Annotated in this window: 22 protein-coding genes; 13 read left to right on the top strand and 9 right to left on the bottom strand. The window is 68.8% G+C overall.

Going from position 1 to position 24,500, the window contains the following annotated elements:
• Positions 1-288 precede the first annotated feature (288 nt).
• The gene (locus tag ABEA07_RS13005) at positions 289-873 is read left to right on the top strand and encodes an SLATT domain-containing protein (RefSeq protein ID WP_345538311.1); all 585 of its coding nucleotides are present in this window, start codon (positions 289-291) and stop codon (positions 871-873) included.
• A gap of 6 nt (positions 874-879) precedes the next feature.
• Here ABEA07_RS13005 and ABEA07_RS13000 read toward each other — a convergent pair whose 3' ends face one another.
• The 3 genes from ABEA07_RS13000 to ABEA07_RS12990 form a co-directional block, all read right to left on the bottom strand.
• A complete protein-coding gene (locus ABEA07_RS13000) occupies positions 880-2,196 on the bottom strand; it encodes a type II toxin-antitoxin system HipA family toxin (protein ID WP_425584129.1) in 1,317 nt (438 codons plus the stop codon).
• A complete protein-coding gene (locus ABEA07_RS12995; protein WP_345538310.1) occupies positions 2,193-2,543 on the bottom strand; it encodes a helix-turn-helix domain-containing protein in 351 nt (116 codons plus the stop codon). The genes ABEA07_RS13000 and ABEA07_RS12995 overlap by 4 nt, the downstream gene beginning before the upstream one ends.
• Positions 2,544-2,695: 152 nt before the next feature.
• On the bottom strand, positions 2,696-4,012 hold the full coding sequence (locus ABEA07_RS12990; RefSeq protein WP_345538308.1) for a tetratricopeptide repeat protein: 1,317 nt from the start codon (positions 4,010-4,012) through the stop codon (positions 2,696-2,698).
• A gap of 96 nt (positions 4,013-4,108) precedes the next feature.
• Between ABEA07_RS12990 and ABEA07_RS12985 the strand changes: the two genes are divergently transcribed.
• Positions 4,109-5,164, top strand: coding sequence for a GlxA family transcriptional regulator (locus ABEA07_RS12985; RefSeq protein ID WP_345538306.1), 1,056 nt, complete (start codon positions 4,109-4,111; stop codon positions 5,162-5,164).
• Positions 5,165-5,177: 13 nt separating this feature from the next.
• Here the strand turns inward: ABEA07_RS12985 and ABEA07_RS12980 are convergent, their stop codons facing one another.
• From ABEA07_RS12980 to ABEA07_RS12970, 3 genes are read right to left on the bottom strand one after another with little or no spacing between them, the layout of a single operon-like run.
• On the bottom strand, positions 5,178-5,828 hold the full coding sequence (locus ABEA07_RS12980; RefSeq protein ID WP_345538304.1) for a redoxin domain-containing protein: 651 nt from the start codon (positions 5,826-5,828) through the stop codon (positions 5,178-5,180).
• 25 nt (positions 5,829-5,853) lie between these two features.
• On the bottom strand, positions 5,854-9,027 hold the full coding sequence (locus tag ABEA07_RS12975; RefSeq protein WP_345538303.1) for an adenylate/guanylate cyclase domain-containing protein: 3,174 nt from the start codon (positions 9,025-9,027) through the stop codon (positions 5,854-5,856).
• A gap of 9 nt (positions 9,028-9,036) precedes the next feature.
• Complete coding sequence (locus ABEA07_RS12970) at positions 9,037-10,683, bottom strand: phospholipase D-like domain-containing protein (protein ID WP_345538302.1); 1,647 nt, start codon at positions 10,681-10,683, stop codon at positions 9,037-9,039.
• Positions 10,684-10,872: 189 nt separating this feature from the next.
• Between ABEA07_RS12970 and ABEA07_RS12965 the strand changes: the two genes are divergently transcribed.
• The 3 genes from ABEA07_RS12965 to ABEA07_RS12955 all read left to right on the top strand — a co-directional run bounded on the left by ABEA07_RS12965 (position 10,873) and on the right by ABEA07_RS12955 (position 14,121).
• Complete coding sequence (locus tag ABEA07_RS12965) at positions 10,873-11,505, top strand: Crp/Fnr family transcriptional regulator (protein ID WP_345538301.1); 633 nt, start codon at positions 10,873-10,875, stop codon at positions 11,503-11,505.
• A 109-nt stretch (positions 11,506-11,614) separates the two neighbouring features.
• Positions 11,615-11,896 carry a hypothetical protein gene (locus ABEA07_RS12960; RefSeq protein WP_345538300.1) on the top strand — a complete coding sequence of 94 codons (282 nt, stop codon included), beginning with the start codon at positions 11,615-11,617 and terminating at the stop codon, positions 11,894-11,896.
• A gap of 704 nt (positions 11,897-12,600) precedes the next feature.
• Positions 12,601-14,121, top strand: coding sequence for a calcium-binding protein (locus tag ABEA07_RS12955; protein ID WP_345538299.1), 1,521 nt, complete (start codon positions 12,601-12,603; stop codon positions 14,119-14,121).
• Here the strand turns inward: ABEA07_RS12955 and aptA are convergent.
• Positions 14,118-15,476, bottom strand: a complete 1,359-nt coding sequence (gene aptA, locus ABEA07_RS12950) for an omega-aminotransferase AptA (RefSeq protein ID WP_345538298.1) — start codon at positions 15,474-15,476, stop codon at positions 14,118-14,120. The two genes, ABEA07_RS12955 and aptA, sit on opposite strands and share 4 nt — an antisense overlap.
• Before the next feature lie 101 nt (positions 15,477-15,577).
• On the opposite strand from aptA, the gene ABEA07_RS12945 reads away from it, so the two are divergent.
• From ABEA07_RS12945 to ABEA07_RS12935, 3 genes are all read left to right on the top strand, one after another.
• A complete protein-coding gene (locus ABEA07_RS12945) occupies positions 15,578-16,528 on the top strand; it encodes a LysR family transcriptional regulator (RefSeq protein ID WP_345538297.1) in 951 nt (316 codons plus the stop codon).
• A 166-nt stretch (positions 16,529-16,694) separates the two neighbouring features.
• Complete coding sequence (locus ABEA07_RS12940) at positions 16,695-16,979, top strand: hypothetical protein (RefSeq protein ID WP_345538296.1); 285 nt, start codon at positions 16,695-16,697, stop codon at positions 16,977-16,979.
• A gap of 35 nt (positions 16,980-17,014) precedes the next feature.
• Positions 17,015-17,185 (top strand): hypothetical protein, encoded by a 171-nt coding sequence (locus ABEA07_RS12935; RefSeq protein WP_345538295.1) that lies wholly within the window; start codon positions 17,015-17,017, stop codon positions 17,183-17,185.
• 16 nt (positions 17,186-17,201) lie between these two features.
• On the opposite strand, the gene ABEA07_RS12930 is transcribed toward ABEA07_RS12935, so the two are convergent.
• Positions 17,202-17,909 carry a Crp/Fnr family transcriptional regulator gene (locus ABEA07_RS12930; protein WP_345538294.1) on the bottom strand — a complete coding sequence of 236 codons (708 nt, stop codon included), beginning with the start codon at positions 17,907-17,909 and terminating at the stop codon, positions 17,202-17,204.
• Positions 17,910-18,013: 104 nt separating this feature from the next.
• On the opposite strand from ABEA07_RS12930, the gene ABEA07_RS12925 reads away from it, so the two are divergent.
• From ABEA07_RS12925 to ABEA07_RS12910, 4 genes are all read left to right on the top strand, one after another.
• A complete protein-coding gene (locus ABEA07_RS12925; protein WP_345538293.1) occupies positions 18,014-18,931 on the top strand; it encodes a beta-keto acid cleavage family enzyme in 918 nt (305 codons plus the stop codon).
• Positions 18,932-18,966: 35 nt separating this feature from the next.
• Entirely contained in the window at positions 18,967-19,908 is a 942-nt protein-coding gene (locus tag ABEA07_RS12920; RefSeq protein ID WP_425584128.1) for a 3-hydroxyacyl-CoA dehydrogenase NAD-binding domain-containing protein, read from the top strand.
• Between the two features lie 32 nt (positions 19,909-19,940).
• The gene (locus ABEA07_RS12915) at positions 19,941-21,752 is read left to right on the top strand and encodes a feruloyl-CoA synthase (protein WP_345538291.1); all 1,812 of its coding nucleotides are present in this window, start codon (positions 19,941-19,943) and stop codon (positions 21,750-21,752) included.
• A 201-nt stretch (positions 21,753-21,953) separates the two neighbouring features.
• Positions 21,954-23,111 (top strand): glycosyltransferase WbsX family protein, encoded by a 1,158-nt coding sequence (locus ABEA07_RS12910; RefSeq protein WP_345538290.1) that lies wholly within the window; start codon positions 21,954-21,956, stop codon positions 23,109-23,111.
• A gap of 14 nt (positions 23,112-23,125) precedes the next feature.
• Here ABEA07_RS12910 and ABEA07_RS12905 read toward each other — a convergent pair whose 3' ends face one another.
• Positions 23,126-23,875, bottom strand: coding sequence for a hypothetical protein (locus ABEA07_RS12905; protein ID WP_345538289.1), 750 nt, complete (start codon positions 23,873-23,875; stop codon positions 23,126-23,128).
• Positions 23,876-23,978: 103 nt separating this feature from the next.
• Here ABEA07_RS12905 and ABEA07_RS12900 point away from each other — a divergent pair, with 103 nt between their 5' ends.
• Positions 23,979-24,326 (top strand): winged helix-turn-helix domain-containing protein, encoded by a 348-nt coding sequence (locus tag ABEA07_RS12900; RefSeq protein ID WP_345538288.1) that lies wholly within the window; start codon positions 23,979-23,981, stop codon positions 24,324-24,326.
• Positions 24,327-24,500 lie beyond the last annotated feature (174 nt).

The following is a 24,500-nucleotide window of genomic DNA, read 5'->3' as shown; positions in this document are numbered from 1 at the left end:
CGATCCGGCCCGCTGACTTCAACCGCCTGAGGAGATCACGGGCCTGTATCTCGGTGAGCCGGCACAACTCGCTTAGGGCGTCGCACCGCCGAGACACTGACGCCGCTCAACGGCGGCAAGCCCCGATGGCAGCACGACGCGGCACCTGACCACCCCTCGCACGGCAACCGTTTCGTGCAGTAACAAGGGCAGCACTTCGGTCCCACCTGCTGCATGATCCCGCACCAGCAATCCCTCACGTCTTGATGAGGGATGCGATACGGCAACTGCAGCGAAAGGACCGTGCCCATGTCAGCCCTGCCCAACGCAAGCAACCAGCTTTTCGAGCCGGCCTTCGAGCCGGAGGAAAGCCTCTCCCAGCAGCAACAACAACGACAAGCCGACCAGGAGCTGCCTCAGCAGCCCCAGCCCCCGCAACGTCAGCACCCCGAGACGCAGCTCGCCTTCGTCCACCGCCAGATCGACAGCACCTACACCCGCCGCCTCAAGCTCGCCAAGTGGTACCGCCGCCTCAACTTCGGCTACCAGATGTCCGCGGCCGGGCTCTCGGCGCTGGTGACGGTAATCATGGGCTTCCAGACGGTGGCGGCCGGGCAGAGCATCGTGGCGATGAACGTGGTGCTGGTCATCAGCGCGATCATCACGCTCATCACCCTGGCCGGCGGGTTCTACACGCCGCGCGAGTTGTGGGTGGTGATCATGCAGCACTGCGGCAACCTGGAGAACCTCAAGGCGCGGCTGGAGTTCGAGGAGCGCAGCCCCGACTTCGAAGCCCGCCGCGACGAGATCGCTGCGTGGGGCTTCAGCGAATACCAGCGGCTGATCGACGAGTACGAGGAGAAGTGGAAGGCGATTCGCGAGAAGGGCAAGTGAGGGCAGCTACCGAAGCCCGACCGCAAACTGCCGCGCCTGTGAACGCACGCCGTTGGCGATGCGCTCCCAGGTCACTTCAGGAAAGGAGCCTGGAAGCCGAGCCTCCACCCGTCCGATGGCCGCTTCGGCTTCCTGAACCATCGCCTGCATGGCCTCCCAGACGGCCGGGCCGCCGTTCTTCATCGCCAACGCTTGCCAATGCCTGGTCTGGATCGTATGCAGCGCGTAGTGCGCATTCTTCGAGCGCAAGGCCATCGCCAACCCTGCCGTGCGCCACCGAAACTGATCTGCACGATCGCCGACATACGGAAAGACCGAGATCACGTCATACAGCGGCGTCATCTCATACGCATCGCCCGCCCCCAGAAAGATCGAGAAGTTCTTGGCATGTCCATCCGTCGCAGCCAGCAACCAGAAGGCCAGCTGTGTCAGAACAAAGGTCGTCCGATCCTCCTGCGCATCGCTGCTGCCCGCCAGCAGCTTGAGGCAAGCCTGCATGCCCGGCCCGCCGTCCTTCTCGTATTTCTTCGCGGCCGGACGACCGAGCGCCTGGCAGAAATCCTCCTGGGGCAAGCGCGCGATCCACGTGTTGCCGTCCATCCAGGCTCGATCGAAGCGCTCGACGATCAAGACCTTGCGACTGTCGAACTCCGCCATCTCCGTGTTGGCGACCGGCAGGCCCAGTTCACGGAGCAGTTGCCCGCAGAGCCATTCGTTCTCGACGGAGTCGGACAGGTCGACGCGGCGTGATCCGCCCACCAGCCCCAGCGGGAGCTTGAAGATGTGCGTGGTCGGCGTCGCGCCGTGCGGCCGGCACCATCGCTTGCCGACGCGCGTCAATGCGGTCTTCTCCTGCGCGCCAGCGATGGAGATGCGGAAAAGGGTTTCGTCGTCCACGCCTTGCCCCAGTGGCGTCTCGGAAGGCACGGCGTCCAGAAGCTTGCGCACGTCCCTGGCGCTCAGGGGCTCGGCCTCGATGCGGTCCCAGCCCTGCGGCGCCATGCCTTCCGGCAGCAGCTGCACGGCACCCACGCAGTCGCGGCCGATGGCTTCGAGCAGGGAGAAGGCATCGGCATCGCGGGTGCCGAAGCGGCGGCTCAGGCGTTCGCGGATCTTGTCGTTGTCGGGCAGCAGGTTGTCGAAGTAGTTGTCCACCACCTGCCCGCGGATCACGCGCGCACCGGTGATGGGCAGCGACAGCGACAGGGAACGGCGCTTGTCGGATTGCAGCCACTCGTTGGCGTAAGTCAGCGTGCTGGTACCGCGCTCGACCTTCCAGTGCCCGACGGGCTCGCCGTTCATCCAGATGCCGAGGGTGCTCACCAGGAGCCCTTCTTCGGCGGGATGACGCGCAATGGGGCCTGGGCCCGGGTCGCAGTCCGTTTGGCGGGTGGCTTGGGCGAGGTCTTCGGCGGAGGCTCCTGCGCCAACACGGCTGAGGACGTGCCACTGTCTGCGAGGTCACGCAGGACAAGGGTGGCGCCGAGTGCAGACAGCATCTGGACCAGTTGATCGACGCTGATCAAACCCGGCTTGGCCTCGATCTCCGCGATGCGCGCTTGGCCAAGGCCCAGCCGTTGCCCGAGCTGGGCCTGGGTCAGGCCGCGCTGCTTGCGCAGGGCGCGAAGGTGCGGCTTGAGTTGGTCTGTGAGTCGGATCGCGTAGTCCATGAGGCGTGCGTTTATCGGCGGTAGCCAGTGAACGCACTTTATCGCCTCAAGACGATATATACAAGATACTGGCCTTGACCGATAAAGCGCGCAACACGAAAGTCTTGCACCACCCGGCTGACCGGCGCCCTTGCCCGTGTTCCGAGGGATGCTCAGGCCGCGATCGCCTCTTCCGTTCGCGCGACGGCCCGCGTTGGCACTTTCCGCGCCGCGCGCTCATCCTCCATCGCCCTGACCAGCGCCCGGTCCCCTGCCCGCCCCGCAGCCTCGATGAGCGTGAGGTGCAGCAGATCCCGCTGCGCATGGCTCCCGCCCAGCGGGAGGCTCGCATCGATCAAGGGCAGCAGCAGCTCGACGCAGCGCGCGTTGCGCCCTTCCGCAAAGGCCTGCAGCCCTTCCGCGGCCTGCAGCGCCACGTCCCAGTCGTGCGCGCCCGGGTAGCGCCGCGCCTGGGCCATCGCCTCGATGCCCGCCGCAGCCGCCACCTCGTCGCCGGCCCCCGCCAGGGTCATCACGGTGTGCATGTCGTTGAACGCATTGCAGCCCCACGCCGCCTGCGCGGCCCGACGCGCCGCCAAGGGCTGCCAGCGCGACGACACGTCGACGCCGCGCAACATCAGGCGCCACAGCAGCGCCGTCGCATCGTTGAGGTTCAGCGCCACCGCCTCGGGCGCCGGCGTGACCGCGCTGTCGTAGAGCGTCAGCGCCGCGCCCAGCTCGCCCGCGCCCATGTGCGCCAGCGCCAGGTGCCAGTGGTTGTGCACGGCCATGGCGCAGTCCGTCGCCCAGTCGGGTTGCGTCGCCTTCAGCCAGCGGATGCCGTCGGCCGCCCTGCCCTGCATCTCGCAGACGTGCGCGACGGCGTGCACGGCCCAGCTGTCCTGCGGATGCAGCTCGACGGCGCGCCGGCCGATGTCTTCGGCCCGCCCATACTCGTTGCACTCTTCGAGGCCGAAGGCGTACATGCCGAGCACGTAACCGTAGCCTTCGTCCTCCGCGCTCCAGCGGGCCAGGGAGCGCGCGACGCGGTCGCGCAGCATGAAGGAATGGCCGAGGAAGAGGTCGCTCGCGTGCGCGATCTGCAGTGCGAACAGATCGCGGGGGTGGTCGATCAGGTGGCGGCCGAGCAGCTGATTGCCCCGCAGCATGTCGCCGCCGCTCCACGCACCCAGCGCGCCGATCAGCGATGTCTCCCGCGCGTTCGCTCGCGACGCGTGGGCCGCCGCGGCATCGACACTCGCCTTCGCGACGCCGAGCAGCGATCCGTCGAAGGCACCGAGCACCATGCCCGCCATCAGGAGGTGACCCGAGACAAAGCCCGGGTCGCGCTCCAGCGCCGGCATCAGCACCGCGAGCGGGTCGAGCCGATACCCGTGGAACAGTTCGAGCGCCCGGTCGTAAGCGGCGAGGGACGTGCGATCGGTGGTGGAAAGCGCTTCTCCGTGCGCATCGCGCAGCGTGGTGGCCATGGTGAAACTCCTGTGGGTTGATGGGTTGAGCAGATGCCGGCTCCAGCGTAAATTCGCCGCACCTCGATGCGCGAAGCCATTCCGGCAACAAGACTGATGGATCGGCCAACGAGAACCACTGCGTCACCGCTCCCGCGGATCGCCATCGTCGCCACGCCGCTGAGCTCGGCCTCGGTGGTCTACGGTCTGTACGAGATGTTCAAGGGCGCCGGTCGCGACTGGCCCGTGGTGGTGGAAGGGCAGTTCGGCCAGTCGGTGCTCGACCCGGTCATCGTCGCCGCGCAGCCCGGGCCGATCACGACCTGCAACGGCCTGCCGATCCGCGTCGACATGCCGATGTCCGACTGCCCCGTGCCGGACGTGGTCTGCGTGCCCGAATCGATGCTGGGGCTCGACGAGAGGGCGACCGGGACGTTCGAGCGCGAGGCCGCGTGGCTGCGCCGCTGCCATGCCGCCGGCTCGCTGATGACGGCCGCCTGTTCCGGCGCGATGCTGCTGGCGCAGGCCGGCCTGCTCGACGGCCACGAGGCGACCACGCACTGGGCCTACTGCGAGACGATGCAGCGCCGCCACCCGGCCGTGCGCGTGCAGCCGCAGCGCGCGCTGATGGTGACCGGCGAGGGGCACCGGCTGGTGATGGCCGGCGGCGGCAGCTCTTGGATGGACCTGGGGCTCTATGTGATCGCGCGCTGCGTCGATGTCGAGACCGCGATGCAGGTCGCGCGGATCATGCTGATCGACTGGCACCAGGTGGGCCAGCAGCCCTTCGCACGCGTGGCACGCTCACGCCAGACGGAAGACGCGCTGATCGGCCGCTGCCAGGCCTGGATCGCCGACCACTATGCCGACCCGGCGCCGGTGGCGGCGATGGCGCAGCTGAGCGGGCTGCCGGCGCGCTCGTTCCAGCGCCGCTTCAGGCAGGCGACCGGGATGGCGCCGCTGGAGTACGTGCACACGATGCGCATCGAGGAGGCCAAGCACCTGCTGGAGACGGGCGACCTGCCGGTGGCGGCGGTGGCACAGGAGGTGGGCTACGACGACGCGGCCTTCTTCGGGCGGCTGTTCCGGCGGCAGGTCAACCTGACGCCGCCGCAGTATCGGCGGCGCTTCGGCGGGCTGCGCGCGGCGCTGTCGGGGAAGGTGCACGCCTGAGGCAACGCGCTTTTCAGGCAGCGCAGCTGCGCGCAGCCTCCAGGATCTCTTCTTCCGAAGGCAACTTGCCCAGCCCCGCCAGCCCCTCGGTCTGGCACTCCACATACGCCCAGCGCACGATGCCGCCGCGATCGATCATGAACAGGCCCTTGAGCTGCGGCCACTGGCGCTCGACGTCGCCCTGGTCGGTCGGCGTCATGGCGTAGCCGTCCTTCTGCGCCATCACCTGGCCGGCCTGCGAGATGGGCAGCGGCTCGGGCAGGTCGCCGAAGGGGTTGATGCGGATCGTGTCCAAGGCCTGCATCACCTCCGGCGTGGGCACGGGCTTGGGGATGCGGTAGGCGCGGTGGGTCGAGAGCTCCGGGTCGGAGGCCATCGCCAGCCTGGTGGGCCGGAACTTGAAGTACAGCCGCGCGTTCTCCGGCGCGGTGGCGACCACGGCCAGGCTGTCGACGCCCATGTCCTTGAGCTTGCCTTCGAAGCCGGCCAGTTGCACGAGCTGGCGCCGGCAGAAGGGGCACCACAGGCCCAGCATCAAACTCAGCAGCACGGGGCTGCGGCCGCGGTAGTCGTCGAGCGAGATGATGCCCGGGCCGGCGATGGCCGGGAGGGCGAAGCCAGGCGCCGCTTCGCCGGGCGCCACGGGGTTCATCGTCATGGACATGGAAGACCTCCTTCCTGGAGTGCAATCAGCAAAGGAACGGCAGCACGACCAGCGCATCGGGGTCCAGGCCCGCGCGCTGGCAGGTGTCCTGCGCGAGCGTCATGTACCGCTCGGCCTGCACTGCATCATCAACGTCGAGGTACAGGGTTGCAAGCCCCTCGTAGCAGGGAAAGAGTAACTGCGGCTCTCCGCTCTTCTCGGCCAGGGCCAGGGCTTCCTGGTAGTGGCGCAGCGCGCGGCCGGCCTCGCCGTGGCACTGGTAGATCTGCGCCAGCACCACCAGCGAGACGGCCAGGTGGTCGAGCTGGCCGGTGCTGCGGTCGATCTCGATGGCGGTGTGGGCCGCGCCGACGCCGCGCTCGTCACAGCGGTTGGTGAGGGTGCAGTAGGCGACCGCGAGGTTCGCGGACAGGCGCGACTGCAGGCCGAGGTCGCCGATGCGGCGCGCGGTTTCGAGGCCGCGCTCGCAAGCCTCGATGGCGTGTTGCGGTTGGCTGGAGCTGTAGAGCACGCCGAGGTTCGAGAGGGCGCGGCACTCGGCCTGGGGCAGGTCGGCCTCGCGGGCGACGGCGACGCTGCGCTCGAGCTGGGCCACGGCCTCGTCGAGGCGGTCGAGCCGGGCCAGGGCCACGCCCTGGGTGTTGTGCGCCAGGGCGAGGGCGGCGCGCAGGTCGCGGCGCTGTTCTTCGTCGGCGGGGGGCTGCGCTTCCAGGGCTTCCAGGTGGGCCAGGGCGCGCTGGGTCCAGGCCAGGGCGCCGTGGTTGTCGGCGGTGCGGAAGTGCAGCTCGCCCATCATCTCGTAGAGCCAGGCGCGCTCGATGTGGGGCGCGTCGCCGTCGATGAGGGCGAGGCCGGCTTCCAGGCAGGCCTGCGCCTCGGCGCGTTCGCCGGTCTCCCAGCGCAGGGCGGCTATCTTGCGCAGCAGGCGGGCCTGGGCGACGCGGTCGCCGGCGCGGGCCTGGCCTTCGCGCGCGGCTTCGAGGTGACGGGCGGCCTCGGCGATGCGGCCGGCGGGGGCGAGCACGTCGCCCAGGCGCTCGCGCACGGCGAGGCGGGGCGCTTCGGGGGCGGCGCAGGCCTCCAGTGTTTCCAGGGCGAGCTGGTAGTCGCGGATGGCGTCTTCGTTGGCGTAGGCGCCGCGCGCCCAGTCGGCGGCGGCGACCAGGTAGTGCGCGCCGCGCGCCTTGTCCGTGCCCAGGCGGAAGTGGTGGGCCAGGGCCTGCAGGTCTTCCAGCTGATGCGGGGTGCCGCCGCACTGGCGCTCCAGCGCCTCGCCGATGCGGGTGTGCAGCTCGGTGCGGCGGCGCAGCAGCAGGCTCTGGTAGGCCACCTCCTGGAACAGGCCGTGGCGGAAGCGGAAGCGCGGGCCCTCGGGTGAGGGCATGGCGGCGAGCAGGCCGGCATCCACCAGCGTCTCCAGCGCATCGGGCAGGGCCTGCGGCAGGGTCGCGACCTGGCGCAGCAGCGGCTCGCTGAATTGCGGGCCGATGACGGCGGCTTCGCACAAGGTGCGGCGCGCGCCCGAGGGCAGGTGGTCGATGCGGCCCAGCAGCAGGCCGTGGATGGTCGAGGGCACCCGCGCCGCGGTGGCGCGCGGGCTGCAGACCCAGGCGCCGGACTTGCGCGAGAGCAGGCCGTCGGCGATGAGGGCGCGCGCCATCTCTTCGATGAAGAGCGGGTTGCCGCCGGCATGCTCGACGATGCGGCGGCGCAGCGACTCGGGCAGGGCCTGGGCCGAGCTGCCGAAGAGGGCATCGAGCAGGGCCTCGCTGCATTGCGAGGACAGGGGCTCCAGCCGCAGCACGGTCTGGGCGCCGGCGCCTTCGGCCCACGCTTCGAGCGCGGGCGCGGCGCGCTGGGTCACCAGCAGCATGAAGGGGCGCCCGCGCAGCCGCTCCAGCAGGTAGCGCAGCAGCTCCAGCGAGGCAGCGTCGGCCCAGTGCAGGTCCTCGACGATCATCATCACCGCGGCCACGCCCTGCTGCAGCCGGCGCTCCACCACGGCGAGCACGGCGGCGAAGATCTGCTGCCGGAGCTGCTCGGGGTCGAGATAGCGGGTGCGGGTGTCTTCGCCCTCGAGGCCCAGCACGTAGCCGAGGAAGGCGGAGAGCTGCTGCTGCTCGGCCTCGCCCGCGCCCATGGCCGCGACGGCGGCGCTGATCTTGCCGCGCACTTCGGGGAGCGGGTCCTGCGGCTTGAGGCCGTAGGCGTCTCGAAGCAGCGCGGCCGGCACGCCGTAGGCGCGCTCGCCGAGCGACGAGCAGGCGGCGCGGCGCTGCACCACGCCGTCGAGCCGGCCCTCGGCGTCGAGCTGCGCCATGAGTTCGGTCAGGAGCCGGGTCTTGCCGGTGCCGGCCTCGGCCACGATGCGCAGCAGGCCGCCCTGGCCGGCGCGCATCTGCTCGAAGGCCTCGCGCAGGCGCTGCATTTCGGCGCTGCGGCCGACGAGGCCGCTGGCCAGTCCCAGCGCGTGCAGGCCGCGGGTGGGCTGGGGCGCGGCGAGCGCGGCGCGCAGGCGCCAGGCGGGCATGGGCTGGGCGATGCCCTTGAGCGTCAGCTCGCCCGCGGCGTCGAATTCGAAGGCGTGGCGGGTGAGGTCCCAGGTGGCGCGGCTGACGATGGTCTCGCCGGCGCCGGCCGCGTTCTGCAGGCGCGAGGCCGCGTTCACTGTGTCGCCGGTGACGGCGTAGGCCCCGTCGTCGCGGTTGCCGAGCTGGCCGGCCACGACCGGGCCGCTGTGCACGCCGATGTGCAGGTCCAGGGGCCGGCCGATGCGCGGGGCCCAGCGCTCGCTGAGGCTGGCGGCCTGGCGGTGCATCAGCAACGCCGCGTTGAGGGCACGCTCGGGGTCGTCCTCGTGCGCGACCGGGGCGCCGAACACGGCCATGACGGCATCGCCGACGTACTTCTCGACGAAGCCGTCGAAGCGCTTGACGGCGCCGGACATCAGGTCGAACAGTTCGGTCTGCAGCGCGCGCACGTCCTCGGCATCGAGGGTCTGCGACAGCGCGGTGAAGCCCGAGAGGTCCGCGAACACCACGGTGACCATGCGGCGGTCGGACTCGGGCTCGGGGGGCGGCGGAGCCGGGGCGGCGGGAGCGAGGCGGGTTCCGCACTTCGGGCAGAAGGCGAAGTCCGGGTCGACGTCGAATCCGCAGGCGGGGCAGGCCATGGCCGGGCCATGGTACTGCGAGCTCACCCGGTCAGCTCAGAGCAGTTCCTCGTCGACGAAGGCGGAGACCAGCGACAGGCGCAGTTGCGCGCCCCAGCGGCGGTTCGGCTCCTGCGCGTAGACGATGGACTCTGCACCGTCCTTGGCGATCCACTGCAGGCCATGGCCGCCGTTGGCGCTGCGTACTTCGTAGGCGGGCGGGCGGCGGTCACCGCGCAGCAGGCTGGCCAGCTGGCCGGCGAGCTCGGGGCTGTCGACGATGAGGCCCATCTCGGTGTTGGAATGGGCGGAGCGGCGGTCCATGTTCATGGAGCCGATGTAGAGCCAGCGGCCGTCCACCACCGCGGCCTTGGCATGCAGCCGGCCCAGCGAACCATGGCGCTCGCCGACGGCGGCGGCCTTGGCATCGCCGTTGCTGCCGGGCATCAGCTCGAACAGGGCGACGCCCATGCCGAGCAGAGCGGTGCGATAGCGGGCATAGCCGGCATGCACCAGGGGCTCGTCGGTGGTGGCGAGGGAGTTGGTCATGACGGAAACGCGCACGCGGCTGTCGGTCACCTGCTTCAGCACGTCGAGCGTGCGGCGGCCGGGCACGAAGTAGGGGGAGGCCAGCAGGACTTCGTTGCGGGCCGACTGCACCAGCTCCAGCTTGCCGGTCATCACGGCGCCGTCGTTCAACTGCTGCACGTCGACGTCGGCCTTGGAGGGCGCATCGGCGAGCACGCGCACGGCGGCGACATGAAGTTCCACGCGGCCGGTGGCCAGCTGGGTGGCGAGGCTGGTCTGGCCGAGCAGGTCCTTGGCGGTCACCGGGAAGTCGGTCACTTCGGACTGCTGCACGGCGGCGTCGAAGTGGCGGCGGGCTTGCTCGGGCGTGAGCGACTCGGCGACCAGGCTCTGGATGGGATAGGCGTGCTCGCTGTTCCAGTACCCGTCGAACACGTCGGACAGGGCGCGCACGGCGGGGCCGGCGGCGAGGAGGTCCATGTCGATGAAGTTGTCGGAGCCGCTGCGGTCGAAGTATTCGTCGGCGACGTTGCGGCCACCGGTGATGGCGAACTGGTTGTCGGCGAGGAAGAGCTTGTTGTGCATGCGGCGGTTGATGCGCGAGAACTCGTTGACCGAGCGCAGCACGCGTTGGGCGACGCCGCCGCTGCGCACGGCCAGGGGGTTGAACATGCGCAGCTCGACGTTGGGACGGGCGGCCAGGCCGGCCAGCAGCGCGTCTTCGCCGGCGGCGTGCAGGTCGTCCACCAGCAGGCGCACGCGCACGCCACGGGCGGCGGCGTCGGCGAGGGCACGCAGGAACTGGCGGCCGGAGACGTCGTCGGCGATCTCGTAGTACTGGGCGTCGATGCTCTTCTGGGCGGCGCGGGCCAGGGCGATGCGGGCTTCGAAGGCGTGGTCGCCGGCCGGCAGCAGGCGCAGGCCGGAGCGCTGGCCGTCGGCGGCGGCGGGCAGCGAGGCGGCAGCGATGGCGGCCAGGTGCGTGTCGGTCACGTCGGCGCGGGCCTGGGAGACGGGGCGCTGCACGTTGGCGGGCAGGCCGGCGCAGCCCACCAGCACGGCGTTGAGCGCCAGCACGAAGGCCAGCAGGGTGGGCCGGACGGCCTGCGCCCAGCCGGCCAGCCGCAGACCGGCCCGCTGGGCGATCGGCAGAAGACGGGTGGACGAGGCGGTCATGGCGGGCTCCGGGTGACTGGTTGGCTTCGCTTCCCGGGCCGGGGGAAACGGTCCCACCGGCCATGACGCAAATCTAGGGAAGCCCCGGGTTTTTCTCGATGAAGCGGTGCGCAGCGCGGATGTGAACTACGTCACACCCGCGCCATCGTGCGTCCCATCCTGGGCCGCACGCGCATCACCGGAGAACCGATGACCGACGCCGAAGACCGCCTGCCGCAGCATCTGCTGGATGCGATCGCCCCGCGCGGGCTGACGCGCAACTTCCCCGCCCACGCGATCCTGATCAACGAGGGCGACAGCACCGACTCGCTGTACATCCTGCTGTCGGGCCGGGTGAAGATCTACGCCAGCTCGGACGACGGGCGGGAGCTGGTCCTGCACGAATACGGGCCGGGCGAGTACTTCGGCGAACTCTCCATCGACGGCGAGCCGCGCTCGGCCTCGATCAAGGCGATCGAGGCCTGCACCTGCCGCGTGGTGCAGGGCTCGGAGCTGCGCCAGTTCCTGGCCGACCACCCCGACTTCGCGATGCACCTGACGCGCAAGCTCATCCGCATGGTGCGGCGCCTGACCGAGCAGGTGCGCAGCATGGCCCTGCAGGACGTCTACGGGCGCATGGTGCGGGTGCTGACCGACCTCTCGGAGCCGGCCGGGGAGGAGCGGCTGCTGCGGCACAAGCTGACGCAGCAGGACATCGCCGACCGCGTGGGGGCCTCGCGGGAGATGGTGAACCGGGTGATGAAGGAGCTGACCGCCGGGGGGTACATCGGGCAGCGCGAAGGCCGTCTGGTGATTCTGAAGAAGTTGCCGGCGGCTTGGTGAATGAGTCGGGTCTTCCCGCAATGTGAAGAGTCAGTGCGTGGGGCTGATCGCGCCGCGAATCTGATGAATTCTGTCGCGACCTAAATAAAGCGCCCGTAGAGTGGGTAGGGTGCCGGGCTTCGCCGGTGGAACCGTGTGCTTTGCATCGGTACGCGGCGCGGCGCGTCACGTCTCCGGCGTTTTAGAAATCAATCCAGGACAGCCCTTGTCATACAAGCGATATGAGTACGGCACCGATGCTGGCTTCGACACCCCGACCGATGTCGGCGCAAGCATTGACGGCTACCTAACGGAAGCGGCCCTCTGGCGAACCAAGTCATGGTCTTGGGCGACCTGGATCAAAACGGCCTCTCTGCCGCCGAAGAATTCATTCGGTGACAAGGCTTCATAAGGGCAGGATTGGGTTAATGCCATGGCGCTCCATGCCATCGGCGCCACCCGCTCACCGATGCGCTCAACGAAATACGATGAGTTCATTGTCGCGAAAACTACCTGCGAGTAGAGAGCCGTGCGCCGAAACATCAAGTTCCACCCTATTCGCAGCCTGTGCAGTCGAGCTTCAAACTTCAAACTTCAAACTTCAAACTTCAAAGTGGTCGGACAATGAATTCATTTACTCATAAAAAATCGTGGCTATGTCTGCTCCTTGCAGTCGCATTGGTGAGCGGTGGATGTGGCGATAACAACCGGGAAGTAGTTGTAATGATCACCCCCGAGACGTACAGCATTGATTCAACAAGATCCGACTTGGCGACTCCTGTTGTAGATGCTGCGCTCAAGCTGAAACCCAAAAAACTGACCATGACTGCGTGCTCCACCACTCCACCTCGCAAGATTATTCAATTTGAAAGGGAATTTTCTGCCCGATCAAAGGCCGAATTAGTTCTTGTAGTCTTGCAAGATCGTTGCGCTCCTGGGCGATGAGTCATTCCAACGCTTTTTCACTGATATTCAGCAACTTAACTGTCTTGTTTCTCTTCTTGATTGCAATAATAGTTCACTGGATCAACTCGAGGTTTTTCGATCACAAAGGCCCGGGGAATCTCAACATAGTCTTCTGGGTGCTTTTGGGTCTTTATATCGCATGGGGGAATCATGGCATTTGACGAGAAAGAATTAATTAAAGACGCGGCCCTCTGGCTTGCAGACAAGATCCAAGAATCGGTGACTGGTTTCACAATGGATTGGAGTAAGGGAGAATTTGCTTTTAAGGGCTCCAACATCGCATGGAACCTAACCAGCTATGCGAGAGAGCTCTCGCCGGGTATCGTTTATATCTATGACAAAAACGGCGTAAAGAGGGCGGATGGAACGTTAGATGATCCCTATGTTGAGGAGTACAACGAACAACACAGGCAAATGAAAGAGGCCGACTGGAAAACTTTGGACGAGGAGATCGGTCGCTTATTTCCAGAACTTGGGCCCGTTAAACCATGGGACATCCTGCCGAATACCAACATGTGTTTTCGCGAAGCTAGGGCTTGGCGCCAACCCATCGACCCTCTGATGCTCGACCTCGACGGCGATGGCCTGGAACTCAAGCACGCCTCCGGCGCCATCCTCTTCGACCACAACGCCGACACCATCCGCACCGGCACCGGCTGGATCGGCAGCGATGACGGCATCCTCGTACGCGACCTCAACGGCAACGGCACCATCGACTCCGGCCGCGAGCTCTTCGGCATCGACACCCTCACGCTCTCTGGCGAAGCCGGCAACGACACGCTCGATGGTGGCGCGGGCAACGACATGCTGTACGGCGGCACGGGCAACAACACCTACCTGTTCGGTCGCGGCGATGGCCAGGACAAGGTTCGCGTGACCTACGACAACACGGCCGGCAAGCTGAACACGTTGCGCTTGAAGGCCGGCGTCGCGCCCGGCGACATCGCAATCAAGCAGGTCTACGACGACGAGATGGGAGGCAACACGCTGGAACTCTCGATCGCGGGAACCAACGACAAGATCACCCTCAACGGCTTCTTCTACGGCGCCAATCCGGCGAACGCTTACAACACGCTGCAGCAGGTGCAGTTCGAGGACGGCACTAGCTGGGATACCGCTGCGCTGCTGGCCAAGCTCTATTCGGGCTCGGATGGCAACGACAGCCTGGTGGGCACAACCGGCAGCGACACGATCGCCGGCGGCCTGGGCAACGACAGCTTGAGCGGTGGCAGCGGCGACGACACGCTCGATGGCGGCGCAGGCAACGACACGCTCAACGGCGGCTCGGGCAACGACACCTACGTGTTCCAGCGCGGCAGCGGCCAGGACAGCATCTCCGATGACGACACCGCGGCAGGCAACAGCGACATCGTGAGCTTCGGCAGCGACGTGTCCGCTGACCAGCTGTGGTTTCGCCAGAGCGGCTACGACCTGCAGGTGAGCATCATCGGCACCGACGACAGGCTCACCATCAACAACTGGTACTCCGGCAGCGCCCACCACGTCGAGCAGTTCAGGACCAGCAACGGCCAGATGCTGTTCGACAGCCAGGTTCAGGGCCTGATCCAGGCCATGGCCAGCTTCGCGCCCCCGGCAGCGGGCCAGACGACCTTGGCGCCGGACGTCCGCGACAGCCTGTCGCCGCTGCTCGCGGCCAGTTGGGGCAGCTAGGCCGTCTCCGCCAGCGCATCCCCCAGCGCACTGACCAGCCGCTCCACGTCCGCCTTCTCCGAGGCGAAGGGCGGCGCCAGCTGGATGGTGTCCCCGCCGTAGCGCACGTAGAAGCCTTTCTTCCAGCAGGCCATGGCCACTTCGTAGGGCCGGCGGGCCGGCTCGCCCGGCAGCGAGGCCAGCGTCAGGCCCGCGGCCAGGCCGTAGTTGCGGATGTCGGTCACGTGCTTGCTGCTCTTGAGGCTGTGCACCGCGGCCTCGAAGTGCGGCGCCAGCGCCTTGACGCGGCCGACCATGTCTTCCTTGACCAGCGCATCCAGCGCGGCGACACCAGCGGCGCAGGCCACCGGGTGGGCCGAGTAGGTGTAGCCGTGCGGGAACTCCAGCATGTACTCCGGGCCGCCGGTGGCCATGAAGGTGTCGTAGATCTCCTTCTTCGCAATCACCGCGCCCAGCGGCTGCGCGCCATTGGTGACCTGCTTGGCCACGTTCATGATGTCCGGCACCACGCCGAAGGCCTCGGAGCCCGTCATGGCGCCGGCGCGGCCAAAGCCGGTGATCACCTCGTCGAAGATCAGCAGGATGTTGTGGGCGGTACAGATCTCGCGCAGGCGCTTCAGGTAGCCCTTGGGCGGGATCACGACGCCGGCCGAGCCGGAGAAGGGCTCGACGATGACGGCGGCGATGTTGCTCGCGTCGTGCAGCGCGATCAGGTCGAGCAGGCGGTCGGCCAGCTCGGCACCGCCCTGTTCGGGTTCGCCGCGCGAGAAGGCGTTGGCAGCGAGCTGGGTGTGCGGCAGGTGATCGGCCTCCACCGTCTGGCCGAAGGTCTTTCGGTTGGCGACCATGCCGCCGACGGAGATGCCGCCGAAGTTGACGCCGTGGTAGCCCTTCTCGCGGCCGATCAGGCGGGTCTTGCCGGCCTGGCCCTTGGCGCGCCAGTAGGCGCGGGCCATCTTGAGGGAGGTGTCGGCCGATTCGGAGCCGGAGCCGGTGAAGAAGACGTAGTCCAGCCCCGCGGGCGTGAGTTCGCGCAGGCGGTTGGCGAGCTCGAAGGAGAGCGGGTGGCCGAACTGGAAGGCAGGCGAGTAGTCCAGCTTCGCGACCTGGCGGCTGACGGCTTCGGTGATCTCGGGGCGGCCATGGCCCAGGCCCGAGCACCACAGGCCGGACAGACCGTCGAAGATCTTGCGGCCGTCGCTGTCGGTGAAGTACAGGCCCTTGGCCTCCACGATCAGGCGCGGGTCGGCCTTGAACTGGCGGTTGGCGGTGAAGGGCATCCAGTGGGCATCGAGCCAGGCGGCGTCGGTGCGGACGGCGGCTTGGCCGGGGGCGTCGGTGGCGAGAGTGCTCATGGCAGGCAGGCGCGGCAGCGCGTGAGGGTGGCGATGGCCGGATTCTGGGCAGGCGCAATACTTCGGCCAATGCCAGAATATCCCGGTTCACTTGCGGGCTCATGAAAGTAAAGCCAACCTCCTCCACCGCCCCCCGCCTGGGCCAGCTCGGCGAATCGGACCTGCGCATGCTGAAGGTCTTCAAGGCCGTGGCCGACTGCGGCGGCATGACGGCGGCGGAGCTGGAGCTGAACGTGGGCACCTCCACCATCAGCCGCCAGATCAAGGACCTGGAAACGCGCCTGGGCCTGACGCTGTGCCGCCGCGGACGCGCCGGCTTCGCGCTGACGGTGGAGGGCCAGCGCGTGTACGAGGAGACCCTGCGCCTGCTGGGCGCGGTGGACGCCTTCCGCAGCAGCGTGGACGACATCCACGAGCGCATGGGCGGGCCGTTGGAGGTGGGGCTGTTCGACAAGACCGCGACCAACCCGAAGGCGCACATCGGCCAGGCGATCGCCGACTTCACGGAGCGCGCGCCGGAGGTGGCACTGCAGATCCAGATCGGCACCATCAACGCCATCGAACGCCAGCTCATCGACGGCAGCCTGCACGTGGGCATCATCCCCTCGCACCGGCAGTCGGAGAGCCTGGCCTACGACCTGCTGTTCGACGAGACCATGCTGCTGTACTGCGGCGCCGGCCATCCGCTGTTCGAGGGCCCCAACACCAGGCTGGACTGGAAGGGGCTGCGCGCGCACCGCTTTGCGGGGCTGGGCTATCACTCGCCCAACATGGAGGCCAGCCACCGCGCGGGGCTGAAGCGCGCCGCGACCGGGCTGGACCAGGAAGCGATCGCAACGCTGATCCTTTCGGGGCGCTTCCTGGGCTTCCTGCCCGACCACTACGGGCGCATCTTCGAGCAGGACGGGCGCATGCGGCCGGTGCGGCCGTCGCTGTTCCGCTACGACTGCGGTTTCGTGTGCGTGATGCGGCGCTCGCCGGCGCCGAGCCGGGCGGCGCTGGCCTTCCGCGATGCGTTGCTGCAGGCGCACGGCGGGGTTGAAAAACCGTGAACCAACACGCGGCGCCTGCGCCGCGTTTCACCCGTTCTGTCAGCCATTGCCCACCCACCGAATGCGGCCTCTTCCGGCGCCGTAGCCGCGTGCAGGGCGCAGAGTCGATGTAGACGCGCAGGCTGCAGTCTATGAATGGCAGGCGCTTGAAAGGAACTGCAACTCCATGAAGACCCTCGAAATGCCGGCGGCGCAGCGCAACGCCCTCGTGGAGCACCACGCCCTGGCCGTCGATGCGCGCGGCGAGGAAGTTCTGCAAGGCTTGAACCCCGAGGAGTCGCGCTTCTTCGTCGCCTGCATGTTGCAGGAGCCGATGCGCCCGGAGGCGCAGGAGCGTTTCGCGCAACTGCACGTGCAGCACGAGGCAGCGCGCCTGCGCCTGGCCAGGGTGGACGACGAAAGCAGCGGCGAGGCGCCGGAGCGACCCCCGCGCCTGGCGCCCAAGTTCTGAAGCCTGCGCAACTTCCGAGACAGGAGAAGCTCCTCATGTTCAGACATCCGCCTCATCGCCACGACGATCGACCCCTCTCCCGCTCGCACGAACGCCATGCGCGCGAGTCCGACAGCCCGGTCCCCGCACGCCCCGCCCAGGAGGGCGAGCCGCAGCAAAGCCCCGGCGCCAAGCCGCTGGTGAAGAAGCAGCAGCAGCAGCACTGACAAACCCGCCGCAGCGCTATTCGACAAAGCGCCGCAACCCCTCCAGATCGATCACGGTGATCCCGCCGTACTCGATGCGCAGCAAGCCCGCCCCGCGCAGGCGCTTGAGCGCCGCATTGCAGCGCTGGCGTGAGAGGCCCGAGAGGTTGGCGATCTCTTCCTGCGAGGTCTGAAGATGCACATCGACGTCGGGGTGCAGCCAGGGATGGAAGAGCCCGGCCAGCGCCCTCGCCACCTGGCTGTCGGCGTCGAGCAGGCGGTGCGCCGCGTAATTGCCCATGAACCAGTGCAGGCGCTCGTTGAGCTGGCGCAGCAGGAAGTGGTTGAAGCTCATCTGCGTCTGGTGCAACCACTCGAAGGTCTCCAGGGGCAGCAGCGCCACGCGGCTGTCGCGCAGGGCGATGATGTCGGCCGAGCGCGGCACGGCGCGCAGCAGGGTGCCTTCGCCGAACCAGCTGCCGACCGAAAGGCCGCCGAAGGTCACGGAGCGGCCATCGCCGGAGGTGACGGACCACTTGAGCAGACCCTCCAGCGTGCCGTACCAGTGCAGCGGCGTGTCGCCGCGCCGGCACAGGGCGGCGCCGGCGGCCACGGGCTTTTCGCGCATGTCCTCGAGCACACGCGCCTGCGCCCCGGCATCGAGCGCGGGAAACCACACCGAGCGCCGCAGCAGCTCGGGGATGGACAGGGAGGGTGCCGGTCGCCGGCTGGGCTTGTTCTGCATCCGCGTTGGTGCGCCGCGTAAACCCTGAGCCCAAATGTCATCGCGATGACTGTGCGGCCGGCGGCGGCCAAAAATAATAGCGCGCTCATCCAGGAGCAAGACCGATGTCCAAGCGCAAAGTGATCGTGACCATCGCCCCCACCGGTGGCATGGCGCACAAGTCGCAGAACCCCCACCTTCCCACCCAGCCCGCCGAGATCGCGGCCGACGTGGTGGCCTGCTGGAAGGCCGGCGCCAGCGTCGCGGCGATCCATGCGCGCCGCCCCGACGACGGCGCCACCTGCGACGCTGCGGTCTACCGCGAGATCAACCAGCGCATCCGCGATGCCGGCTGCGACATCGTGCTCAACAACTCCACCGGGGGCGGCGTGCACGGCGACATGGTCAAGCCGCTCGCGGGCGGCCGCTGGGAAATCGCCTTCGAGGAACGCGTGAAGGGCATGGACGCCGGCGCCGAGATGTGCACGCTGGACGCGACCACGCTCAACCTCAGCTTCGAGGGCCGCGAGATCCTGATGGACACGCCGCTGTCGAAGGGCCGCGCGCTCGCGGCAGGCATGAAGGCGCGCGGCATCAAGCCCGAGTGGGAGGTGTTCAGCCCCACGCATATCCTGCAGGACACGACCACGCTGATCAACGAAGGGCTGGACGAGGCGCCCTATTTCATCAACCTGGTGATGAACGTGCACCGCAACTTCCAGAACGCGATGCCCTTCTCGCCGCGCCACCTTCAGATGATGGTGGACACGCTGCCCAAGGGCGCGATCTTCTGCGTGAGCGGCATCGGGCCCTCGCAGCTGGAGGCCAACATCAGCGCCGTGCTGCTGGGCGGCCATGCGCGCGTGGGGCTGGAGGACAACCTCTACTACCGCCAGGGCGAGCTGGCCACCAACCTGCAGCTGACCGAGCGCATCGTGCGGATCCTGCGCGAGATGGACCTGGAGCCGGCCACGCCTGCCGAAGCGCGCGACATGATGGGCCTGCCGCGCATCGGGCTGCCGCGGCCAGAGTTCGCGCTCTGAGCGACGCCCGACGCGGGTCTTCAGGAGGGATGCACATGCACAAGGCGATCGCACGCGTGGCGGTGGTCGGCACCGGCGTGATCGGCGCCAGCTGGGCCGCGTATTTTCTGGCACACGGCCTGGACGTCGATGCCACCGACCCCTCGCCGGGCGCGGAAGCGCGCCTGCGCGAGGCGGTGGCGCAGCACTGGCCCACGCTCACGCGCTTCGGGCTGGCCGAGGGGGCCTCGATGGCGCGGCTGCGCTTCCATGCCACGCTGGAAGAGGCGCTGCGCGAGGCCGACTTCGTGCAGGAGAACGGGCCCGAGCGGCTGGACTTCAAGGTCGATCTGTTCCGCCGCATGGACGCGGCGGCGCCGCCGCACGCGATCCTCGCGTCCAGCTCCTCGGGACTGACGGTGAGCGGGATGCAGTCGGGCTGCGCGAACCCCGCGCGGGTGGTGCTGGGGCATCCCTTCAACCCACCGCACCTGATCCCGCTGGTGGAGGTGATCGGCGGCAAAGGCACCTCGGCCGAGACGGTGGAGCGCACGATGGCCTTCTACGCCGCGATCGGCAAGCGGCCGATCCACGTGAAGCGCGAGGTCAAGGGCCATATCGCGAACCGGCTGCAGGCGGCGCTGTGGCGGGAAGCCTTTCACCTGGTCGAGCAGGGCGTGGCCTCGGTGGGCGACATCGACACGGCCATCGCGCACGGCCCGGGCTTGCGCTGGGCCGTGATGGGTCCGTTCATGAACCTGCATCTCTCGGGCGGCGCGGGCGGCATCGCGCATGTGCTGGCGCACCTGGGCGGGCCGATCGAGGACTGGTGGAAGGACCTCGGCGCACCGGCGATGACCGACGCACTCCGGCAGCAGGTGACCGAGGGCGTTGCCGCCGAACTCGGCGATCGCCGTATGCCGGAACTCGAGGCCGCACGCGACACCCTGCTGTTGGACCTGATTCGCGCCAAGGCCGCCACCGGCACACTGGACTGATCCGCAACGAGGCGAATCCCCGGAGACAAGCGATGACAGCCACGGAGAGCTTCTTCGACGACGACACCCAGCTCGCCCCGCCGCGCACCCTGCGCATCGATTTCGACGACGGCTCCTTCGCGCTGCGTTCGCCGGTGGCACTGAAGCCCTACGCGCGCTGCATCGGCGAATGGCTGGAGCGCTGGGCACGCGAGACGCCCGATGCAGTGGCACTGGCCGAGCGCGACGAGTACGGCCAGGGCTGGCGTCGGCTCGACTACCGCGCGCTGCGCCGGGCCGTGGGATCGGTGGCGCAGGGGCTGCTGGACCTGGGCGTGCCGGCGGACAAGCCGGTGGTGATCCTCTCCGACAACGCGATCGACCATGCCGTGCTGATGCTCGCGACGATGCACATCGGCCGCACGGCCTGTTCGCTGTCGAGCGCCTACTCGCGCATGGCCAAGGACCCTTCGCGGCTGCACGCGATGCTGCAGGCGCTGCAACCGGCGCTGATCTATGCCTCCGACGCCAAGGTGTACGGCAGCGCGATCGCCGGCTGCGGCGTGGAGGCGATCAGGGTGTTCAGCCGCAACGCCGACACCGCCTCGATCCCCTTCGAGCGCCTGCTCGCCACCGCCGAGACACCGGCGGTGATGCAGGCCTTCGAGGCCATCCACCCCGACACGCATGCCAAGTACCTGCTGACCTCCGGTTCCACCGGCAAGCCCAAGGTCGTGATCAACACGCACCGGATGCTGTGCGCCAACCAGCAGATGATCGCGCAGACCTGGCGCTTCCTCGACCAGGAGCCGCCGGTACTGGTGGACTGGCTGCCCTGGAGCCACACCTTCGGCGCGAATCACAATTTCAACATGGTGCTGTGCCATGGCGGCGCGCTCTACATCGACGAAGGCCGGCCGGCGCCGGGCCTGATCGAGAAGACGGTGCGCAACCTGCGCGAGGTGCGGCCCACGCTGCTGTTCAACGTGCCGCGCGGGTACGACATGCTGCTGCCCTTCCTCGAGGCCGACGGCGCGCTCGCAGCCGAGTCGATGTCGCGGCTGCGCCTGTGCTTCTACGCCGCCGCCGCGCTCGCGCCCTCGACCTGGCAACGGCTGGAGGCGGTGGCGCAGCGCGCGCGTCCGGACAAGCCGCTGTGGCTCACCACCTCCTGGGGTGCGACCGAGACCTCGCCGGCCATCACCTCCGCGCACTGGAAGCTCGACGGCGCCGGCTGCATCGGCGCGCCGCTGCCGGGGCTGGAGCTGAAGTTCGTGCCCAACGGCGACAAGCTGGAGATGCGCGTGAAAGGCGTCTCGGTGTTCCCCGGTTACCGCGACGCGCCGCAGGAAAGCGCCCGGGCTTTCGACGAGGAGGGTTACTACCGAATCGGCGACGCGGGCTACCTGGCGGATGCGGCGCGGCCCGAGCGGGGCGTGATCTTCAACGGCCGCGTGGCCGAGGACTTCAAGCTCGGCAGCGGCACCTGGGTCTCGGTGGGCACGCTGCGGGTGGAGCTGGTCTCGCGCCTCGCGCCGCTGGCGCAGGACGTGGTGATCACCGGACACGACCGTGACTGCGTGGGCATGCTGGTCTTCCCGAGCGCGCAGGCCGCGGCCATGCCGCCGGACGCGTTGGCCGCAGCCCTGCACCGCACGATGGCGGCGATGCGCGAGGCGGGCGCGGGCTCCTCGCAATGTCCGGTGCGCGCCCTGGTGCTGGCGACGCCGCCGGACATCGATGCGGGCGAGATCACGGACAAGGGTTACATCAACCAGCGCGCGGTGCTGAGCCGCCGCGCGGCGGAGGTGGAGCGGCTGCATGCCGCGCATGCGGGCGACTCAGCCGTGGTGCGCCTGGCCTAGGGGGACGTCACAGTCGATTCGTGGCAGGCACTGCCGAAGTGGCGGCGAAGGCCTGCTCGTCAGGCATCGGCCTACAGGCCGTAGGCACGAACCTACCGAAGCGCGCGCCCGGGTGTCCGAGGATGGGTCTGGGCATTGCCCGATCGACGCCAGACCCAGACACCCGTCAGTCCCTGCCCGGGCCGGACGGCCGACGCGAGCATGAGAATCGACCCCGACCACAGCGCCACCTCCGCCACCCTGGCGCCCCGCCCCGACAGCCCCAGCGACACCCGCGTGCTGGCCTTCCTTCTGCCCCAGTTCCACCGCATTCCAGAGAACGACCAGTGGTGGGGCGAAGGCTTCACCGAGTGGACCAACGTCAGGAAGGCGCGGGCGCACTTCCGCGGCCACCGGCAGCCACGCGTGCCGCTGCACGACCACTACTACGACCTCTCCGATCCGCGCACGCAGGACTGGCAGGCCGAGCTGGCCCGCGCCCATGGGCTGGGCGGCTTCTGCTACTACCACTACTGGTTCGCCGGCCGCCAGCTGCTGCAGCGCCCGCTCGATGCGCTGCTTCAGCGGCGGGCGCCCGACTTCCCCTTCTGCATCACCTGGGCCAACGAGCCGTGGACGCGGACCTGGGACGGGGGCGACCGCCACGTGCTGATGCCCCAGGACTACGGCCACCGCGACGATTGGATCGCGCACTACCGCTACCTGGAGAAGGCCTTTCTGGACCCGCGCTACATCCGCGTCGACGGCTGCCCGGTGATCCTGATCTACCGCAGCGCCAGCATCGCCGAATGCGAAGCGATGCTGGACTGCTGGCGCGAGCTGGCGCTGCGCAGCGGCTTCCCGGGGCTGCATGTGGCGAGCATGCTGACCGTGTTCGGCCGCGACGAGCGCAGCCACCTGTTCGACGCCTATGTGGAGTTCGAGCCTTTCTACACGCGCGCGCACCTGCCCGCGCACCTGAGAGTGTCGGAGAAGCTCGCCAACGGCGTCAGCCGGCTGTGCTGGCGCTACCTGGGCCGCGGCCCCTATGCGCCCCGCAGCAGCGACTACCGTGCGATGTGGCGCGCCATGGCGGAGCGGCCGCTGCCGCCGGGCCACTACCCCGGGGCCTTCGTCGACTGGGACAACACGCCGCGCCGGCGGCTGGACGCCAGCCTGGTGATGCGCAACGTGGACGTCCAGACCTTCCGCGACGGCTTTTCGCGGCTCTACGAGAAGGCCAGCCGGGCCGGCACGCCCTTCATCTTCATCAACGCCTGGAACGAGTGGGCCGAAGGCACCTACCTGGAGCCGGACGAGGAGTTGGGGACGGCCTACCTGGAAGCGATCCAGTCGGTGGTCGGCCGCCCGCGGGCGTGAGAGGCGCAAGGTCCCTAACCGAGCCAGTGCGACGCACCGTGGCGGGGCGGAACCAGAGGCTCCGGATAGGGCATCGGCCAGGACAGGGCCCCCATCCGTGTCGACTGCAGCACCGCCCGATCGGTCTCCACCTGCCGGAAGCATTCCAGCATCGCGTCCACGCCCGGCGCACGCCCCGGCTGGTCGCGCCACCACGGCCACTCGTGATCCATCTGCCGGCACAGGTCCGGCCAGGCCTCGGCCAGTGCGGCCCAGGTGACGAGTTCCGGATCGGACACGCGGCGCGCCAGCCGGAGCAGCCCGCGTTGGAGCGAAGGCACCTGTTCCAGCAGCAGGCGGCAGCGCCGCAGCTCCTGGGCGTCGCGCGGCAGGTCGAGATTCGAGCCGCCGTAGTGGCGCGGCCGCACGCCCGTCAGCAGCGTGAACAACGCCAGGCTGGACAGGCCCTGTTCGCCCGCGGCCAGCCAGCGCACGGCCTCGGGGTCGAGGCGGCGCGCGGCGCGGCCGAGCTGCGCCCGCACCCGGCCCATGGCGGCCGCCGTCTCCTGGGCGCGCAAGCGCGCCAGGCCGTCGGCGGGGCCGATGACGGCGGTCGCGCCCAGCATGCGGGCCACGTCGGCGTGCAGCACGTGCATGTCGCTCGCCCCGCGCAACAGGCGCAGCCAGGCCCCCAGCGGCATGTGGCCATACAGGATCGTGCAGCCTTCGCGCTGCGCGATCCTGTAGCTGGGCGCACTCTCCGGCGCTGGCTTCCGCGTGCTCATGGCTGTGTATCGGCAGGACGGGCCTCTCCGAACAGGGCAAGGCACGAAGACTGCGGCGGCGACGCATCGTTTACCCTTCGGCCCTGACTTCCAGACGCCCGGCATGAAATCCAAAGTGCAGTTCCGCCTGCGCATCTACCGCGACGAGAGCATCGCCATCGGCCCCGGCAAGATCGCGCTGCTCGAGGCCATCGCCGAGACGGGCTCGATCTCCGCGGCAGGCCGCCAGCTGGGCATGTCCTACCGCCGCGCCTGGCTCCTGATCGACGAGATGAACAAGGCGCTCGCCAGCCCCGCCGTCAACACGGCGGCCGGCGGCTCGCACGGCGGCGGCACCGCGCTGACCCCGGTGGGCGAGCAGATCGTGCGGCACTACCGCGCCATCGAGAGCACGGCCCGCGTGAGCGCGGCAGCGGACATCGCGGCGCTGACGCGGCTGCTGGCGCCCTGACCGTCCGGGCCTCCCCTGGCCCTGGCCGCAGCCCGGCCGCTGTATCGAGCGGGATATCGGCGAGCTGGTGTCGGCTCGCGCCCCGGTGGGTTCCGAATTCCCTGGCGTACCGTTGAACCGGCGTGTCGGGATCCGCTTCGACCGGTTCCCTGTGCAAGAATGCGCAGTATTCCG

Origin of the sequence: Variovorax defluvii, from assembly GCF_039541515.1 — a bacterium.
GTDB classification, from domain to species: domain Bacteria; phylum Pseudomonadota; class Gammaproteobacteria; order Burkholderiales; family Burkholderiaceae_C; genus Variovorax; species Variovorax defluvii.
The sequence above is the reverse complement of the archived record's forward strand: the minus strand, read 5'-3'. Positions and strand labels throughout refer to the sequence as shown.

Coding starts and splice junctions, on each gene's coding strand:
- ABEA07_RS13005 (WP_345538311.1), top strand. CDS start 289: ATGTCAGCCCTGCCCAACGCAAGCAACCAGCTTTTCGAGCCGGCCTTC.
- ABEA07_RS12995 (WP_345538310.1), bottom strand. CDS start 2,543: ATGGACTACGCGATCCGACTCACAGACCAACTCAAGCCGCACCTTCGC.
- ABEA07_RS12990 (WP_345538308.1), bottom strand. CDS start 4,012: ATGGCCACCACGCTGCGCGATGCGCACGGAGAAGCGCTTTCCACCACC.
- ABEA07_RS12985 (WP_345538306.1), top strand. CDS start 4,109: ATGGATCGGCCAACGAGAACCACTGCGTCACCGCTCCCGCGGATCGCC.
- ABEA07_RS12980 (WP_345538304.1), bottom strand. CDS start 5,828: ATGTCCATGACGATGAACCCCGTGGCGCCCGGCGAAGCGGCGCCTGGC.
- ABEA07_RS12970 (WP_345538302.1), bottom strand. CDS start 10,683: ATGACCGCCTCGTCCACCCGTCTTCTGCCGATCGCCCAGCGGGCCGGT.
- ABEA07_RS12965 (WP_345538301.1), top strand. CDS start 10,873: ATGACCGACGCCGAAGACCGCCTGCCGCAGCATCTGCTGGATGCGATC.
- ABEA07_RS12955 (WP_345538299.1), top strand. CDS start 12,601: ATGGCATTTGACGAGAAAGAATTAATTAAAGACGCGGCCCTCTGGCTT.
- aptA (WP_345538298.1), bottom strand. CDS start 15,476: ATGAGCACTCTCGCCACCGACGCCCCCGGCCAAGCCGCCGTCCGCACC.
- ABEA07_RS12945 (WP_345538297.1), top strand. CDS start 15,578: ATGAAAGTAAAGCCAACCTCCTCCACCGCCCCCCGCCTGGGCCAGCTC.
- ABEA07_RS12940 (WP_345538296.1), top strand. CDS start 16,695: ATGAAGACCCTCGAAATGCCGGCGGCGCAGCGCAACGCCCTCGTGGAG.
- ABEA07_RS12935 (WP_345538295.1), top strand. CDS start 17,015: ATGTTCAGACATCCGCCTCATCGCCACGACGATCGACCCCTCTCCCGC.
- ABEA07_RS12930 (WP_345538294.1), bottom strand. CDS start 17,909: ATGCAGAACAAGCCCAGCCGGCGACCGGCACCCTCCCTGTCCATCCCC.
- ABEA07_RS12925 (WP_345538293.1), top strand. CDS start 18,014: ATGTCCAAGCGCAAAGTGATCGTGACCATCGCCCCCACCGGTGGCATG.
- ABEA07_RS12920 (WP_425584128.1), top strand. CDS start 18,967: ATGCACAAGGCGATCGCACGCGTGGCGGTGGTCGGCACCGGCGTGATC.
- ABEA07_RS12915 (WP_345538291.1), top strand. CDS start 19,941: ATGACAGCCACGGAGAGCTTCTTCGACGACGACACCCAGCTCGCCCCG.
- ABEA07_RS12910 (WP_345538290.1), top strand. CDS start 21,954: ATGAGAATCGACCCCGACCACAGCGCCACCTCCGCCACCCTGGCGCCC.
- ABEA07_RS12905 (WP_345538289.1), bottom strand. CDS start 23,875: ATGAGCACGCGGAAGCCAGCGCCGGAGAGTGCGCCCAGCTACAGGATC.
- ABEA07_RS12900 (WP_345538288.1), top strand. CDS start 23,979: ATGAAATCCAAAGTGCAGTTCCGCCTGCGCATCTACCGCGACGAGAGC.